At 45.2% G+C, this 16,417-nt stretch carries 13 protein-coding genes; 3 read left to right on the top strand and 10 right to left on the bottom strand.

Translation table 11 applies throughout. From position 1 onward, the window contains the following. Window positions 1–158: 158 nt before the first annotated feature. From emrD to speA, 3 genes are all read right to left on the bottom strand, one after another. Complete coding sequence (gene emrD, locus NL645_RS06040) at window positions 159–1,364, bottom strand: multidrug efflux MFS transporter EmrD (RefSeq protein WP_005393574.1); 1,206 nt, start codon at window positions 1,362–1,364, stop codon at window positions 159–161. 411 nt (window positions 1,365–1,775) lie between these two features. Continuing rightward, window positions 1,776–2,696, bottom strand: coding sequence for an agmatinase (speB, locus tag NL645_RS06035; protein ID WP_005393578.1), 921 nt, complete (start codon window positions 2,694–2,696; stop codon window positions 1,776–1,778). Between the two features lies 1 nt (window position 2,697). Continuing rightward, window positions 2,698–4,608: an arginine decarboxylase gene (gene speA, locus NL645_RS06030; protein ID WP_253651403.1), complete on the bottom strand. Its 1,911-nt coding sequence runs from the start codon at window positions 4,606–4,608 to the stop codon at window positions 2,698–2,700. A gap of 319 nt (window positions 4,609–4,927) precedes the next feature. Here speA and NL645_RS06025 point away from each other — a divergent pair, with 319 nt between their 5' ends. Next, complete coding sequence (locus tag NL645_RS06025) at window positions 4,928–5,653, top strand: MBL fold metallo-hydrolase (RefSeq protein WP_046873896.1); 726 nt, start codon at window positions 4,928–4,930, stop codon at window positions 5,651–5,653. Between the two features lie 66 nt (window positions 5,654–5,719). Here NL645_RS06025 and NL645_RS06020 read toward each other — a convergent pair whose 3' ends face one another. From NL645_RS06020 to NL645_RS06005, 4 genes are all read right to left on the bottom strand, one after another. Then, window positions 5,720–6,148 (bottom strand): RimK/LysX family protein, encoded by a 429-nt coding sequence (locus tag NL645_RS06020; RefSeq protein WP_005393584.1) that lies wholly within the window; start codon window positions 6,146–6,148, stop codon window positions 5,720–5,722. A 62-nt stretch (window positions 6,149–6,210) separates the two neighbouring features. Continuing rightward, a complete protein-coding gene (gene rimK, locus NL645_RS06015) occupies window positions 6,211–7,116 on the bottom strand; it encodes a 30S ribosomal protein S6--L-glutamate ligase (RefSeq protein ID WP_005393586.1) in 906 nt (301 codons plus the stop codon). A 301-nt stretch (window positions 7,117–7,417) separates the two neighbouring features. After that, entirely contained in the window at window positions 7,418–8,326 is a 909-nt protein-coding gene (locus NL645_RS06010) for a LysR family transcriptional regulator (protein ID WP_253651402.1), read from the bottom strand. Between the two features lie 529 nt (window positions 8,327–8,855). Beyond that, window positions 8,856–9,101: a hypothetical protein gene (locus tag NL645_RS06005; RefSeq protein ID WP_253651401.1), complete on the bottom strand. Its 246-nt coding sequence runs from the start codon at window positions 9,099–9,101 to the stop codon at window positions 8,856–8,858. Between the two features lie 167 nt (window positions 9,102–9,268). On the opposite strand from NL645_RS06005, the gene NL645_RS06000 reads away from it, so the two are divergent. Beyond that, on the top strand, window positions 9,269–10,135 hold the full coding sequence (locus tag NL645_RS06000; protein ID WP_253651400.1) for a helix-turn-helix domain-containing protein: 867 nt from the start codon (window positions 9,269–9,271) through the stop codon (window positions 10,133–10,135). A 631-nt stretch (window positions 10,136–10,766) separates the two neighbouring features. Here the strand turns inward: NL645_RS06000 and NL645_RS05995 are convergent. Continuing rightward, a complete protein-coding gene (locus NL645_RS05995; RefSeq protein WP_005393599.1) occupies window positions 10,767–11,105 on the bottom strand; it encodes a YggL family protein in 339 nt (112 codons plus the stop codon). 266 nt (window positions 11,106–11,371) lie between these two features. On the opposite strand from NL645_RS05995, the gene NL645_RS05990 reads away from it, so the two are divergent. Further along, window positions 11,372–13,408, top strand: coding sequence for a PhoX family phosphatase (locus tag NL645_RS05990; RefSeq protein WP_253651399.1), 2,037 nt, complete (start codon window positions 11,372–11,374; stop codon window positions 13,406–13,408). Window positions 13,409–13,507: 99 nt separating this feature from the next. Here the strand turns inward: NL645_RS05990 and NL645_RS05985 are convergent, their stop codons facing one another. After that, window positions 13,508–14,899 (bottom strand): glycoside hydrolase family 1 protein, encoded by a 1,392-nt coding sequence (locus NL645_RS05985; protein WP_253651398.1) that lies wholly within the window; start codon window positions 14,897–14,899, stop codon window positions 13,508–13,510. Window positions 14,900–15,090: 191 nt separating this feature from the next. Beyond that, entirely contained in the window at window positions 15,091–16,218 is a 1,128-nt protein-coding gene (locus tag NL645_RS05980; RefSeq protein ID WP_253651397.1) for a conjugal transfer protein TraF, read from the bottom strand. Window positions 16,219–16,417: the final 199 nt, after the last annotated feature.

Genomic DNA, 16,417 nt, shown 5'->3' with positions numbered 1-16,417 from the left:
GAGCTGAAAACACATTGTGTAAGCAGCTGTTATTTTTAACAAATATCAATTCGAAAGTTAAATCATTCTCATCGGTAAAACGATATAGTGTGATATGAAAAAAGGGACACACTAGTTTAGTGTGTCCCTTTTGGATTTTGAACGTTAGTCGATAATGATCAGATGACTTGCGGCACTTCGTTTGAGTGGTTGTGCGCTCTATTTACCCACATGAGCCCAAGCATTGCAATTACCGACATTGCCATCATCAAAACACCAAGCGGCATTTGGTTATGCGCTGGGAATAGCGATGCAAGCAAGGTTGCAATACCGGCGCCCAAGTTCTGCATGCCACCCAGAGTCGCGCCAGCTGTTCCTGCATGATATGGGAATGGCGCAATTGCTCCGGTTGTTGCTGCTGGGAATAGGATACCCGCACCCAAAAAGTACACGGTTGCGCCACCAACCAGCGTTAACGCCGTGGTTAAACCAAACAAGCCAGGGATGAGCACAATAGCAGAGCCAACAAAAATCGATACCAAGCCCACATTTAAAGCACGACGCTCAGAGCGACGCTGCGCGATGTAGCTAGATAAGCCCGCACCCACCAAGTAACCCGGGATCGGCAAGATAAACAGCAAACTTACTGTGGTCGCTGGTAATGCCAATACACCACCTAGCAATACCCCAGCTGCTGCCTCGAACACACCTACGCCAGCAAACGTCGCAACTAGGCAGATCAAAAAGCCTTGGAAGCGGCGATCTGATAAAACGTGTTTGTAGCTTTTGGCTACTGGTTCGAACTTGCGTTTCTCTTTTGGTAGAGTCTCCATCATGCTGGTCATCATGGTAATCACCACTGCAATGCCAAACAGCGCTAAGAATAGGTAGCTAGAGCGCCAGCCAAACGCTTCGGTTAAGTATCCGCCAAGCACGGGAGCCAACAATGGTGAGAAAATCACACACATGCTGATTAAGCTATTTGCTCTGTGTAGCTCAGAACCTTCAAAACAGTCGCGAGTCAGAGTGCGTGACATCGCACCACCGCAGCCAATACCTAAACCTTGGATGAAACTACCAATCAAGAACCATTCAAATTGGTGTGCAAAGAGCGCCACCAATGTACCTACGATGTAGATAAGTAGGCCTGCTATGATGATTGGCTTGCGACCTAAGCGGTCCGATAACGTACCGTACACGAATTGCGATAAGCCATATGGGATTAGGTAACAAGCCATCACAGCTTGAAGTGATGACGCAGACACCAAAAACTCACCCGCCATATGACCGATTGAAGGCACGTACATTGTTTGGGTCATTTGACCCACGGCAGTCAATATTGCGATTAAAAAGGTAAGTTTCGCTAATGGAAACGAAGCAGACATTTGCGTATCTCTCCAAAAAATTTAAGACGTAAAAACCCTTAGCGCTCTAATGCAGAGTGCCAACAGACTTTTGGTGTTACGGGGCTATTTGCGCGAGATATTAGTCTTTGCGTGTACAATTAGCAATCGAAAAGTGTGAAGTTGAGCAAGATAAAAATCTATAATATGCATTAGAAAAACTAATCTTAATTTGCATTCGGAAATAGGCTGCTTTTCTTTGTTGAATTACGTTAAATCTCTTATTTGTTGTGAATGTAAACCTACTTATAGGTCATTGGTTTTTATGGTTAAAATCGAGGGGAGAAGAATTGTTTTGGTTAGCCAGAGCAAGACATGGTTCGAACGAAGAAAAGACTGGAGAAGGCACCATGAATAAAAAGGGAGCCGAAGCTCCCTTAGAAATGATTATGTTTATTCGCGGCCAGATGCGTATGCGTAAAGCATTTCTAGCGCAATGGTTGCTCCCGCCAGTGCAGTAACATCGCTGTGGTCGTATGGAGGCGATACTTCTACAACATCCATACCCACGATATTCATGCCGGCTAAGCCACGAATAATTTTCAGCGCTTTGTCTGAGTTCAAGCCACCACAAACTGGTGTGCCTGTTCCCGGTGCGAAGGCTGGATCCAAGCAGTCGATGTCAAAAGTAACATACACTGGCTTGTCTGCGACGGTGCGACGAATCTCTTCTAAGATCTCGTTCACCGACATGTCATTCGCTTGCATCGCATTAATCACATTGAAGCCGTGATCTTGCTGTTTATACTCAGTACGAATACCGATTTGTACTGAGTTCTTCGCTGAGATCAAACCTTCTTTCGGCGCATGGTAGAACATTGTACCGTGGTCGTATGAACTGCCATTTGCGTAGGTATCCGTATGAGCGTCAAAGTGAATCAAAGCCATTTGGCCATGATGCTTTGCGTAAGCACGTAGGATAGGCAGTGTGATGAAGTGGTCACCGCCCAATCCCAACATGGTCTTGCCGCTTTTTAGAATTTCACTGGTTGCCGCCTCTAGACGGTAAGTGAAATCTTCCGCATCACCGCAATCGAACACAAGGTCGCCCGCGTCGATCACTTTCAGTTTATCCAATACGTTGAAGTCCCAAGGGAACTTCTTACCTTCCCATGCCAAGTTGACTGAGGCACGGCGAATTGCATCTGGACCCATGCGTGCGCCTGGACGACCAGATGTAGCCATGTCCAGAGGAACCCCTAGCACCACAACGTCTGCGTCTGCCGATACCGGATTACGAATGTACGGTAGACGTAAAAACGACATAGAGTTGGAGTAAAGCGAATAATCGGTTTTAGTAAACAAATCATTCATATCAGAAGTCCTCTAAATAGGTGTATCCCGCTAGACCTTGTTCTAGTTCTGCTAGGATTTGTGCTTGTTCATTGGCTTCAACTCGTTGGGAAACCAATTGTTTGTAATTGTCACGAATCGCATCCACGTCGATATGAACGTAGCGCATCATGTCTTCTACACTATCACCTTCATTGATGTAACTGATCTCAAATTGACCGTGTTCATCAACATTGACTACTGCACTGTGGGTGTCGCCAAATAGGTTGTGCATGTCACCAAGGATTTCTTGGTATGCGCCTACTAGGAAAAAGCCCATTAGGTACGGTTTGTCTTTGCTCCAAGCTGGTACAGGTAGCGTGCTCTCGATGCCTTGACCATCAACGTAGTGGTCGATCGCGCCATCAGAGTCACATGTGATGTCCAACATTACCGCACGACGCTCTTCCGCATCGCCAAGACCAGAAAGTGGCAGAACAGGGAACACCTGATCAATACCCCAAGCATCTGGTAGAGATTGGAAGAGAGAAAAGTTCACGAAGAACTTATCTGCAAGACGTTCACTCAACTCGTCCAGAATCGGACGGTGGAAGCGATTTTTAGTGCTCATCTTGCGGCTTAGTTCGAAGTAAATGCGCAGTGACAGTTGCTCTGCCCACGCACGTTGCTCCAAGTTAAGCACACCAGTTGCGAATTGAGAGTGTACCTCTGCCAAATCACTTTGGGTATCGTTGTAGATCTCAATTAACGCACGAGCGTCTGTACCATCTTGTAAGTTTTCCCAGTTTCGCCACATGTTTTGTAGCAAAAGTGGAGCATCTGCGCCAAGTTCATACACTTCTTCCGGTTGGTACGTTTCTGTACCAATTACGTTAGAAATCAACACAGCGTGGTGCGCTGTCAGTGAACGACCGGATTCTGAAATGATCACTGGCATCGGTTGTTCGTATTGCTGACACACGTCGCCCACTGTGTTGACGATATTACGTGCGTACTCTGCAAGGCCGTAGTTCATCGAATTCGATGATTGGCTGCGTGTGCCGTCGTAGTCGACTGCCAAACCGCCGCCCACATCGAAGTATTCGATGTTTGCACCCAGTGCGCGCAGTTCGCAGTAGAAACGTGCAGACTCATTCACACCATTACGTACATCACGGATGTTTGCCATCTGTGAGCCAAGGTGGAAGTGAACCAGTTGCATCGCATCTAGGCTGCCTTCGCGTTTCAGACGTTCAATAACGCTAAGCACTTGCGATGCAGACAAACCAAACTTCGATTTTTCGCCGCCACTTGCTTGCCATTTCCCTGCACCTTGAGAGGCGAGGCGAATGCGCAAACCAAGGCGCGGTTTTACGCCCAAGCTTTTCGCTTCTTCTAGCACCAGATCCAGCTCAGAAAGCTTCTCTAGTACGATGAATACTTTGTGGCCTAGTTTTTCACCGATCAGTGCAAGACGCACATACTCACGGTCTTTGTAGCCGTTACACACGATCACGGAGCTGCCTTGTTGAGCCAATGCAAGTACTGCCAACAATTCTGGCTTGCTACCCGCTTCAAGACCAAGCTGTTTGGTTTCTAGTTGAGCTTGGCTCGCTAGAATTTCATCCACCACTTCACGTTGTTGGTTTACTTTAATTGGGTACACCAACAGGTATTTGTTTGGATATTGGTATTCTTCAATTGCTTGGTTGAAAGCGTGGCAAATTCCATGCACACGTTGGTGCACGATTTGCGGGAAGCGCACTAATACAGGCAGATTTAACTGCTGCGCTTCTAGCTCATTTACAATGGCACTGAAAGGGATTTGATGTGCACGATCACTACGAGGTGATACGTAAACCTCGCCTTGGTCATCAATACCGTAGAAACCTTGGCTCCAGTAGTGAACGTTGTAGTCCGCGCGGATGCGGTCTAATTTAGTTGCTTTTTCCAACTCGATTCTCACAAAAATGTACTTAAGTCCTTAATTAGAAGGAAAAGTACAAAAAAGCAAATCATGAGGTATTAACCTCATACCCTGACACGAACTCCGTGTGCGCGCATTAACGGATAAAAGTGCCTCTGAGTCTAATGATTAAAATCTATCATCTCGATTATGATTTGTTGTCGTAGTCGGGTGTGAACATTTGTTTACCGGAGCGTCGATTCTGCTGTTATAGTTGGTCTGACCAGCAAGGAAGCGGTCATGAAAAATCTCACTCAAATAAGGATATATTTTGCAGCTGCACAGAATTCAGGGATACATTCAGACCATGTATCTCGCCGAATATCCCGATAAATTAATGTTGCTTGATGGTGCAAGTCGAGCAGACATTCCTCACCTTAAAGATTTTATTGAACATCAACTCCATCGTCCTTTTTCTGACCTAAAGTTGGTCGTTGTAACTCACATGCATCCAGACCACGCTGGTGGCGCGCACAAACTGCGTGATTTAACTGGATGTAAGCTATTGGCCGCAAAGCGAGAGAGCCAGTGGTATAGCGGTGTAGACGGTTGGCTAATGCATTTGACCGATTTGATGTTAGCGCGCTGGATGGCGAACCGGATGCGTAAACCAAAGCAAAACCTGTGGTATTCGCGCAAGTTAAAGCCCGATATCGAACTCATCGATGGTGAGTGTATTCCGGGGTTTGATGATTGGCAGGTGCTAGAAACGCAGGGACATACCGATAGAGATTTGTCGGTTTATCATTCTGAACAAGATGTATTGTATGTGGCGGATTTGATGGTGCAGGTTAAGAAACACCTGATTGCGCCGTTTCCCATATTTCATCCAAACCAATATCGCCAATCATTAAAGCGTGTGTTTGAGATGAATCCGCAATGTTTGCTTTTGGCGCATGGGGGAGAGGTGACTTTTGATGAGAAAGCGTATCAGCACATTCTGCATACTGCGCCGACTAAGCCGATGACCCATTGGCGCGTTACAAAGGTCAAAGCGAAGGGCTTGTTGTTTGCGCTATTTAGCAGGAAGTAGACGAAGATAAAGCCAGACGAGTGATGCTCAACAAAGATGCTCGATCACTCATCTGAAGCTACGGGGTTAAGATGCCAATAAATGAGATTGGCTAGGGTCTACCAGCACTTTGTCTGCCATGCCCTGACGACCTAACAGCATCATGTAAGTCATTTTTTCACGGTTGGTCAACGTAATGTCGATTGGCCATTGTTTGTCACCCATGCGCAGCATGGTGGTGATAACGCAGCGATGCTCAAAGGTACCGTTTGAAGATTTAACTTTACGGTTTGCCTTTAGCTTCGCTGTGCAGCGAACCACTTGTTCTAAATGATAAACATCCGGGTGTAGATCGAATGCAACGTAAGACTGACCATCTTTTTCAAAGCAATCAATGTTATCTACATGCAATGAAGAGGTTTGTGCGCCCGTATCAATGCGCGCTTCAAGGTGAGTAATCCCTAACTCAGGTAAGCAAATAGCTTCGGCGTTCCCAATGATCATTTTCTGATTCATAGTGTCATCCTAGCGATGAGTAATACGAGAGCCTACTAAGCAGGCTCTCACTCAAACAATTATCAACCTTTACCACGAGTACGGTTTGCGTGTGGTTTTGCGTTTTTCTCGATAAAGTCGAAAATCATACCAGCAACGTCTTTTTCTGTAGCGAGCTCGATACCTTCAAGACCTGGTGAAGAATTCACTTCCATTACCACTGGGCCGTTTTTAGATTGAAGGATATCTACACCGCATAGGTTTAACCCCATGACTTTTGCCGCGTTAATCGCAGTAGCGCGTTCTTCTTTGCTTAGTCGCACTAACTGTGCAGAGCCGCCGCGATGTAAGTTAGAGCGGAACTCGCCTTCTTTCGCTTGGCGCTTCATCGCTGCAATCACTTTATTACCGACAACAAAGCAACGTATGTCAGCGCCTTTAGCTTCTTCGATGAACTCTTGCACCATGATGTTTGCTTTCAACCCCATGAATGCTTCGATCACGCTTTCTGCTGCTTTGTTGGTTTCAGCAAGCACAACACCGATGCCTTGAGTTCCTTCTAGTAATTTAATCACTAGAGGTGCGCCACCAACATTTTTGATCACGTCCTGAATGTTATCAGGGTGGTGAGCAAAGCCAGTGCGCGGCAAGCCGATGCCTTTACGCGATAACAGTTGCAACGAGCGTAATTTGTCACGAGAGCGACTGATCGCGACCGATTCGTTGACACAAAATGTGCCCATCATTTCAAACTGACGTACAACCGCGGTACCGTAGAATGTGATGGATGCACCGATGCGAGGAATCACAGCGTCGTATTGTGGCAATTCTTCACCCTTATAGCGGATCTTAGGGTTGTTGCTCGTAATGTCCATATAACAGTGCAGAGTATCGATGACGTCTACTTGATGTCCACGCTCTTCACCTGCCTGTTTTAGGCGCATGGTTGAATATAAATTCTCATTACGAGAGAGAATAGCAATACGCATGGCAATTCCTTAGTAAGTCAGTACCAAATTAAAAATATAAGTATAGAGTATAGAATGCAGCAGGTATGTGATATTTAGGTGATATTACCTACTGACTTCAACGATTTAGATGTGTGGTTGGACAACCACTTCGTTAGAGGTGCGCACCTTAGGTTTTTTTCTCGCGAGAAGAAAACGAAAAAAACTCGTCGTTACGACAAAAATAATTTGTTGAATCATCGGGCATTCTCAGCGTTGTAAGCCGGAAGTTGTCTGTGGACTTTTTTAAGCAAACGGATTACGACGAGTTTAAAACGCTAGGCTATTCTGTAGTTTGTTTTGAGTTTGTGATGACGTCCAATAACACATCTTTAATTGTTTGATAGCGCAGTGGCAGAACACGACTGCGTTTGCGAACTAAAAATAACTCTTCACACACGGTGTTTTTCAGTTGTGCGATGTGCAAGGTATCTTTTTGTGGGAAGTTGTCGACAGCACTTTGAGGCAGCACGGTGAAGCCGAGTCCTTTACTCACAGGCAGTAAAATTTGGCTTAATTGATTCACGTAGCCGGATAATGGTAAATCGCTCATCTTAATTTCTTGGAGCTCTTGTTCCGCGCATTGGTCAAAAAACAGCGTCATGTAGTGCTTGGCATCAGGATGGGCAATGACACCACAGTCGTGCAAGAGTTGTGGTGTTATCTGCTTTTCGCGGTATTGATTAGGTAGGACTAAGCACAACTGCTCCTTACCAATTCTTTCACTGTGAAATAAACCTTTGTGAGGAACATCAGTTACGATACCAATATCAATGCTTCCTTCCGTTATTGCATTGAGAATCGAGTGATTGGGTGCGGCTTCTAAATGCAGCGATAAGCCTGAGTGCTGTTTTTGCTTTTCTAAAAGAGGGCCATACAGCATCAATGCCATTGCGCCAGAACAGGCTAGTTTACAGTGACCTGAAAATGCATCATCAAAACTCAGTTCTTCGAGCAACGCTTTCTCTCTTTCTTCTAACTCCAGCGCGTAGGCGTAAACAATCCGACCTTGCTCTGTTAATTCGAAGCTTTTGTTTTCACGTTTGATCAGCGCATGCTGACAACTTTGCTCTAACTTTTTGATGTGTTGGCTGACACCTGGTTGGGTCATAAAAAGTTTTTCTGCCGTTTGTGTGAAATGACCGACTTCAATCAATGTCTTAAATGTATGTAACCAAACAGGATTAAGCATAATGTGAGATTTGCTGTGAGCTTGCTGAAAGACGTAGAGAAAATGATAGCACGGCACGAAATAAATCGACGCAAGAGAATCGGGTGCCTCGTGAATAATAAATACCAGACAAAATAAAACCCCGCCTGGTTTCCCAGACGGGGCTTATTCTTTTTCGCAGCAATCCGGCTACTATAGGTGCTCCCTGCATCTATCCTTGATTGTGGTTAAGTCCTTTAACCGAGTTCCTTGTTCATCGCCTTCCTAGCGGTGTCCATTCTTGCCTATCATCCTGACGGGCGAACTCTATCCTAGAGCTTAACTACATCCTTGCTGATAACTCATCCTAAGCTACCAAATCTTCATCCTGAAGATACCTAGTCCATTAGGTTTTTTTCCTGTTCCCGCCAACATCCTGTCGACACAATCAGTATTGATGTTTTGCTGATTACTCTCAATTAGCTAGGTAAAAAAACTTTGGCAGCGAATATTGTTTGAAATGATATACCTGATAATTTTCAATGGCTTATTTTAATTTTTCGATTTTGTCTTAGTCAATGATGGTCGTTTTGCTTACATTGCTTGTAAGAGATCTCGTACAAGGTGTCGAGCAAATGTCCGAATTGGTGTCGTTTTCATCCTGTTTAAGAATTTGCTCAAGATCACAACTCGATTTGTAGCCATAAAATTTGGCGATAGTATTAGGTGGAATTTCCATTTCTTTGATGGCGAATGTTGCCCATTCATCACGTGTTTTGTGCAGGACTTGGCGTAGCTTGACAGTGAAGTGACTCATGAAAGCCTCCTTAGTTATCTTGTCTTTCAAGGCAACAATAAGGAGCGTGACGACACAAAGTTGATAGTATGCCGCTTAATATCAATACTATTTCGGCGTGATGAAGATTAAGCTGGCAATACTGATATTATTTGAGCGTGAAACAATACTATTTTGTGGAGTAGCCAATGGCACACATCGAAAAAGTACCACAAAGACCAGGTTTTTCTTGGCGCTATCGTCGCATTGATGAGCCAGAAAAAGAGTACGATCTCCATTTTCACGATGATGTGTTTGAATTAGTCATCCATCGCCACTTCACTGGCAGTTTGCATATTGGTCATCACGAATTAGAAGTGACTCACAACCAAATGCTATTGATCGCTCCAGGTGTGCCTCACTCTATTCATTCCACATTGGTCGAGAGCAAGTGCGAGACTCATGTGATCTGGTTTAAGCGTGAGTGGATTGCCAATTTGATGTTCTATTGCGCAGAGCTTAGAAAGCTTGATCCGCTTTTAAAGGCAGCCAACAAAGGTGTGGTGTTTTCTGAGCGGACAGCTCAGCACGTTGTGGATCTTCTGCATGAGCTCATGACGTTTCCTGCAATGGAGCAACTCTCGAGATTTCTCCATGTTTTGTCTCTGATTGCTCACGATGAAGGAGCGAAAACACTGATGACTCACTCTTATTTATCGATGAGTGAACACGAATTACAGGAAAGAGAACGAGTGGCAAGTGTCAACGCGTATCTCGAGCGTCACTTTGCTAGCAAAGTGACGCTCGCAGACTTGGCGAACTACTTATCGCTGAGTGAAAGTGCGGTCACAAGATTGTTTCAAAAGCACTTTAAAGAGCCGTTTAGCCAACGCCTAATGAAATTGTGGATCAATCATGCCGCAGATTTGCTGCAATCAACGCCTTTGCCGATTGGAATTGTGTTTGAGAGAGTAGGGTATCGAAACCAAGCCCTGTTTAATCGTCACTTCAAAACGTATAAAGGGCTTACGCCACGCGAGTACCGTCAGCAATATCAGCAGCGAATCCAGCCTTAATTGGGTCGCACACAACTGCGATCACGAACGCGAAAAGAGTTACTCGGCTGAAAGTGATGGGCAATTGATATCTTACTTGCAAAATTTTTCAGGAATCATTATTAAGATTCAGTGACAGATAATATAGGGAACTTGATTGCCATTTTTCTGTCATATCTGGTGAGTAAGTTAACCGTGTCAGAGAGATAATACGCCGTTTACTAGCCAAAGATGACTGCAAGAAATCGGTAATTATCATTATGTTGTGAAATTGGTCACGGTTAAATAATTGGTTCCCTTATAGATTGAAGGGGATTCGACCTTAGACAATAAGCTCCATAAGGAGCGTTACTTATATAAGATGAGGGATTTTACTATGAAAAAGACTAGAAGAGCTCAGCTACATCGTGTGCGTATTCAATACTGGAAAGACACGAAAGACGCACCAGCTAAAAAATCATAGTTAATGATACCTAAAGGCACGAGCTGGCAGTGGAACGCCGTTTCCCGCTGATTGCCAGCTCAAAAACGCCACAATCACATTCACTCCGCACAACCTCCAAGCACTCTACTTTTACTATCACACACTTCCAAAAGTAAAAAAGCCAGTCCGGAGACCAGCTTTTTATTATTGTCAGTATGACTCTGTTACTTACAGGTAGTTTGCGTCAACCAAGTCGCCAGCTTTTGCGCTTTTCACTTCTGGACGTGCTTCTAACCATGCAATAACTTGTGCTTTTTGCTCTTCAGTAGCACTGCCGTAACGGTCAGTAGAGCATAGGAAGCCTTCAAACAGTTCTAGACCACCGCCGCCGAAGCAAAGGCCAAGCCCATCAATGTAGTCGATAAAGTCATCAACGAATGCATCGTAACGGTCGAAGTCGTTGATGTCTGTTTCACAGCTGATCTCGAAACCTAGGATTGCGAACTCACCTAAGAACAGCTTTTTACGGATACGACGGCTCTTGTTATCGATCTTGTCTAATTTCATGATTATCTCTCGTAGATGATTTGAATTCGTACACCTTATACCTTCTATCACACTTTAGCCCAAGTAAAATCAGAATGAAGCGATACAGTTGGTGATTATGTGACCAAAACTTAATTGCTCAATTGGTAACGCTGCTGAGTTTGCTGCACTGCTGAAACACAAGTTTCATATGTTTTAAGCACTTTTGTCATTTTTCTTCTCCAAACTTCTTGCCGTTCAACTAATCACTTATTTATTAATTAAACTATAAGATCGGGAAAGTAAAAATGAGCAAGGAAACCTTTGACGCGACGCGTTATAACCAAAGTGAAAACAAACCATTTGAAGAAGTATTAGAAGCGAGCCTATCTCGACGCAGCATTCTAAAAGGTGGTTTAGGTATCAGTGCGATGACAGCGTTTGGTGCTTTCGGATTGGCTGGTTGTAATTCGTCTGACTCAGGAAGTACAGTAAGCAGTGGCTCGGGCGTATCTAAAGCCGTTCTTAACTTTGAATCTATCCCTGGCTCACTCACTGACGCCGTTTCAATTCCACAAGGCTACACCGCACAAGTATTGGTACCTTGGGGAACACCACTTAATGCACAAGGCAGCGCATGGCAAAATGATGGTACCAACACCAGTACCGATCAGTTAAATGCGCTAGGCATGCACCATGACGGCATGCATTTTTTCCCATTGAACGATAGCACCACAGATGGCTTACTATGTATTAACCACGAGTACATTGATACATCAGCACTGCATCCAAACGGTCCGACGGTTGAAAATGGCGTACGTACCATTGTAGATGAAGTGCGTAAAGAGATTAACGCGCACGGTGTGTCAGTGGTTCGTATTCAGCTTGAAAATAACATGTGGAAGCTAGTCGATACTGATCCACTAAACCGCCGTTACACTGGTGCGACAGCAATGGACTTATCTGGCCCAGTGGCGCACACGTCACTAACCGTCACTCGTTTCTCGCCAGATGGCAGCCAAGCACGTGGTACGTTAAACAACTGTGGCAACGGCTACACGCCATGGGGCACTTACTTAACTTGTGAAGAGAACTGGCCAGGTTACTTTGTTAACGCCGGGACTCGTACAGAAGAACAAGATCGCATTGGTGTTGATGACCAAAGCACACGCTACTTGTGGGAAACACTTGCAGGAAATGCAGAAGAGCGTCTCGATGAGTTTTCTCGCTTTAACGTGGCTCCAACAGGAGCAAGTGCAATGGATGATTACCGTAATGAAGCCAATGGTCACGGTTACATCGTCGAAATTGACCCTTACACGCAAAACTCGCGTGCGAAGAAGCGCACTGCACTAGGTCGTTTCCGCCACGAAGGCTGTACTTTCGGTAAGTTGGAAGAAGGCAAACCAGTGGTATTCTACTCTGGTCACGACTCTCGCTTTGAGTACCTATACAAATTTGAATCTGCGGCAGCGTGGGATCCTGCAGATGCAAACTCGGAAAACCGCCTAGCGACAGGCGATAAGTACATGGACGAAGGCACACTGTATGTTGCGCGTTTCAATGAAGACAGTACAGGTACTTGGTTGCCGTTGACGCTTGATAGCGTAACAAAATCTGGTGGTACGTTAGCGGAGCACTTTAACTCATTGGCTGAAATTATCATTAATACGGCAGGCGCGGCTGACCTCGTTGGGGCAACCCCAATGGATCGCCCAGAGTGGTGTACGGTTGATCCATTCACAGGTTCGGTTTACTTAACATTGACGAACAATACGCGCCGTACAGATGAAACCAATCCTGCGAACCCACGTTTGAATAATAAGTTTGGTCACGTTATTCGTTGGGATGAAGGGGCTTCAGCTACAGACTTTACTTGGGATATTTTTGTCTTTGGTTCGCCAGCAAATGGTGATGCAGATACCAACCGTTCTGGCCTGAATGAGCTAAACCAGTTTGCTAGCCCTGACGGATTAGCGTTTGATGGCCGTGGTATTTTGTGGATTCAGACCGATAACGGCGCAGATGAAGTTACGTCTTACACTAATGATCAAATGTTGGCCGTTGTGCCATCTAAGCTAACAGATGAGAATGGTGACCAAGCAGTGATTGGTGCGGATAACCAAGCAGAGCTTAAACGTTTCTTTGTCGGACCAAATGGTTGTGAAGTGACGGGCTTTACTATCAGCCCTGATTACAAATCATTGTTTGTGAATATTCAGCACCCAGGCAACTGGCCATACAGTGAAGATGCCGCCGAAGAAACGCCTGCTGGTGTTTCTGTGCGCCCACGAGCGGCGACGGTTGTCATTCGACGTGAAGACGGTGGAGAGATTGCAGTTTAATCTCTAAATGCATTAACACCTTAAAATTCAAGCCCTGCAAATGCAGGGCTTGATGGTTTAGGCGAATGCCTAGTCGCACTTTATATCCAGACAACAGGCTTAGCTTTTCAATGAACCGCCTGAAGTACGAATCACGTCTTGATACCAGTAGAAGCTCTTCTTGCGTTTACGCTCTAGCGTTCCTTGCCCATCATCATGACGATCGACATAAATATAACCGTAACGCTTGCTCATTTCGGCTGTTGAGTTAGCCACCAAGTCGATAGGCCCCCAGCTGGTGAAGCCCATCAACTCAACGCCATCAAGAATCGCTTCGTGTGCTTGAACCAAATGATCATTAAGGTATGAAATTCGATAATCGTCTTGGATTTCCCCGTTTTCATCGAATTCATCACGAGCGCCTAAGCCATTCTCGACGATAAATAGCGGTTTTTGGTAACGATCGTGAAGGAAGTTAAGCAAAACGCGCAGGCCTTTTGGATCGATCAACCAGCCCCATTGGCTCTTCTCAAGATATGGGTTTGGTACGCTATCGACGATGTTACCCACTTCCTTCTGTTTCGGGTCCGCACTTGCACAGCCACTTGCGTAGTAGCTGAATGAGATGAAATCGACACTTGCCGATGCGATCTCTTCTAAGTCGCCTTCTTCCATCTGAATTTCAATGCCATTTTCACGGAAGTAACGCTTCATGTAGCCAGGGTACTGACCACGTGTTTGTACATCACCGAAGAACAACCACTTGTTGTTTTCATGCATGGCGGCTAACACATCATCAGGGTTACAAGTATATGGGTAGTTGATTGCGCCAAGCAGCATGTTACCAATCTTGCCGTTTGGTACGATTTGCTGACACAATTTTACCGCTTTCGCGTTTGCGACTAGCTGGTGGTGAATCGCTTGATAAATGTCTTGTTCACTGGCGTCTTCTTGCAAGCCCACTCCCGTAAATGGCGCATGCAGTGACATGTTGATTTCGTTGAACGTTAACCATAGCTTCACTTTGTCTTTGTAGCGTTCCAGCACGGTGCGAGCGTAACGCTCGAAAAACTCTATCACTCGACGATCGCCCCAACCACCATAATTCTCAACCAAGGCGTAAGGCATCTCGTAATGAGAAAGCGTCACAAATGGTTGAATGTCGTGTTTGGCTAGCTCATCAAAAATTTTGTCGTAAAACGCCAGTCCTTCTTCATTTGGCGCAAGCTCATCGCCATTAGGAAAAATACGGCTCCAAGCGATGGATAAGCGCAGGCAGGTGAATCCCATCTCTTTAAACAGGGCAATATCTTCTAGATAGCGATTGTAGAAATCGATAGCAAGATCTTTGATACCAGGCGTTCGTTCTTCACGCGTTTGATGCGGGCTCAGAATGCCGTTTGGCAACATATCTGATGTTGATAAACCTTTCCCCCCAAGGTTGTATGCCCCCTCTACCTGGTTTGCCGCAATGGCACCACCCCAAAGGAAATTATCTGGAAACTTAATCATGTTTCTCACTCTTTATATTTAGGAAATGTTTGTGGATTTATTGCTTGAGAATAGTGTAGGAGACATCTCGATACTTGTAGCGAGATCGTGTTTTTATCAGTTCATCACCAAACGTCAGTAATGATAAACATTGAGATATAGGATGGTTGTTAACAATGCCAACCTAAGTGAATTTAGGTTGGCATTCGTATTCAAAACGTAAATGCTAAATTCGCCGCCGCGCCAAACTGGTTATCGCCAGCGTAAGACCCTGCTAGGTCTACACTGATCACATCAAAAGGACTGATGCCAATGCCACCTGTCACCGAGCTATCGAGGTTATTTTCTAGGTCAACTTCATAACCAGCGCGGAGTTGAGCCCATCCCCAAGCATTCCCCTCGATACCAACGCGAATAAACTGCGTGTCATCGTCGAGCTCTTTAAAGCGCTTTTGTTTGGTGAGATCGGCGTCTAGGCTCAGAGCTACATAGTCCCCGACATAGCCGATACCAAGGGTCGCTTGTGGCGTGAGTTCGTAGGTGTAGTTGCCTAGTTTTGTTTCTATATCTTGTTCGAAGACGTCTTTTAACGAGAGACCAGCTCTAAATGCGTTGTGATACCAAGCGACCCCAAGATCCATATTGAACGTGTTCTTTGATACTTCACTTTTGTCGTAATCCTCGATATCAAAGTCATCTAGTGTTGTACGCTGCGTATAGGTTTTAAGCTGTTGGTATTTGGGCGTAATACCAAATGCGAATTGCTGCCCACCTATCGTGTAAGCGCGAGCCAAGGCAACGCCATATTCCGCACTACCGAAAGCCGCTAGGTCGACGGCAGAATTGAGGTATCGATCTGCGGTGTTTGTTGAATCTGAGATATCGGGTGCCGCAAGTATCTCCACATAACCAGCGCTAAAAAGGTTTACCGACATGTAGCGTGTCGGAATCGCAATCGCGAGGCTCAGACCTCCGTTAATGACGACTGGAGCACTCTTATCTAATTGATCGAGTAGTCGATTAAGTTCGGCTTCGTTCGCAGGTGTGGGAATGCCCTGAATACTATCGTAAAGGTCTTGAACATCATCAACGGCTGATAAAGCTTCATCCTCATCGCGAATATTGACGCCGAGAGCGGGAATGAGTAGGCCGATATCGTCATTTTCTCGATAGAGAGCGCCTAGGGCTGGGTTGTGTAGAGGAGCGGTTAAATAGTCAGCGGAAACGACGCCTGTATTTCCCATTCCGTGACTTCGAGCGTCTGCTGCGTAAGGTGCTGCAAAAGCGTGAGGTGATAAAATAAAAAGCGCCCCTGTTGCTGCTAAAGTTAGTTTTCTCATAACGCATCCATTCTTACTTTAAATAATTACTTATCAATAAATTAGATGGTGGGAGCTAAAACTTGGTGTCAACCACCAAAAATTGTGCTGATGAATAGCATGTGGCGATTCATCAAGTTAAGCGTAGGTTAGGCAACTCGCTTTATAAAGTTGATCAAGATTTATTGCTCTTTAATTGTGTGGAGAAAAGCTGAAGAGG

Origin of the sequence: Vibrio sp. Y51_MX_L26, from assembly GCF_024181935.1 — a bacterium.
GTDB lineage: Bacteria > Pseudomonadota > Gammaproteobacteria > Enterobacterales > Vibrionaceae > Vibrio > Vibrio diabolicus.
Note: the sequence above shows the minus strand (reverse complement) of the source record. Positions and strands in the feature narration are given on the sequence as shown.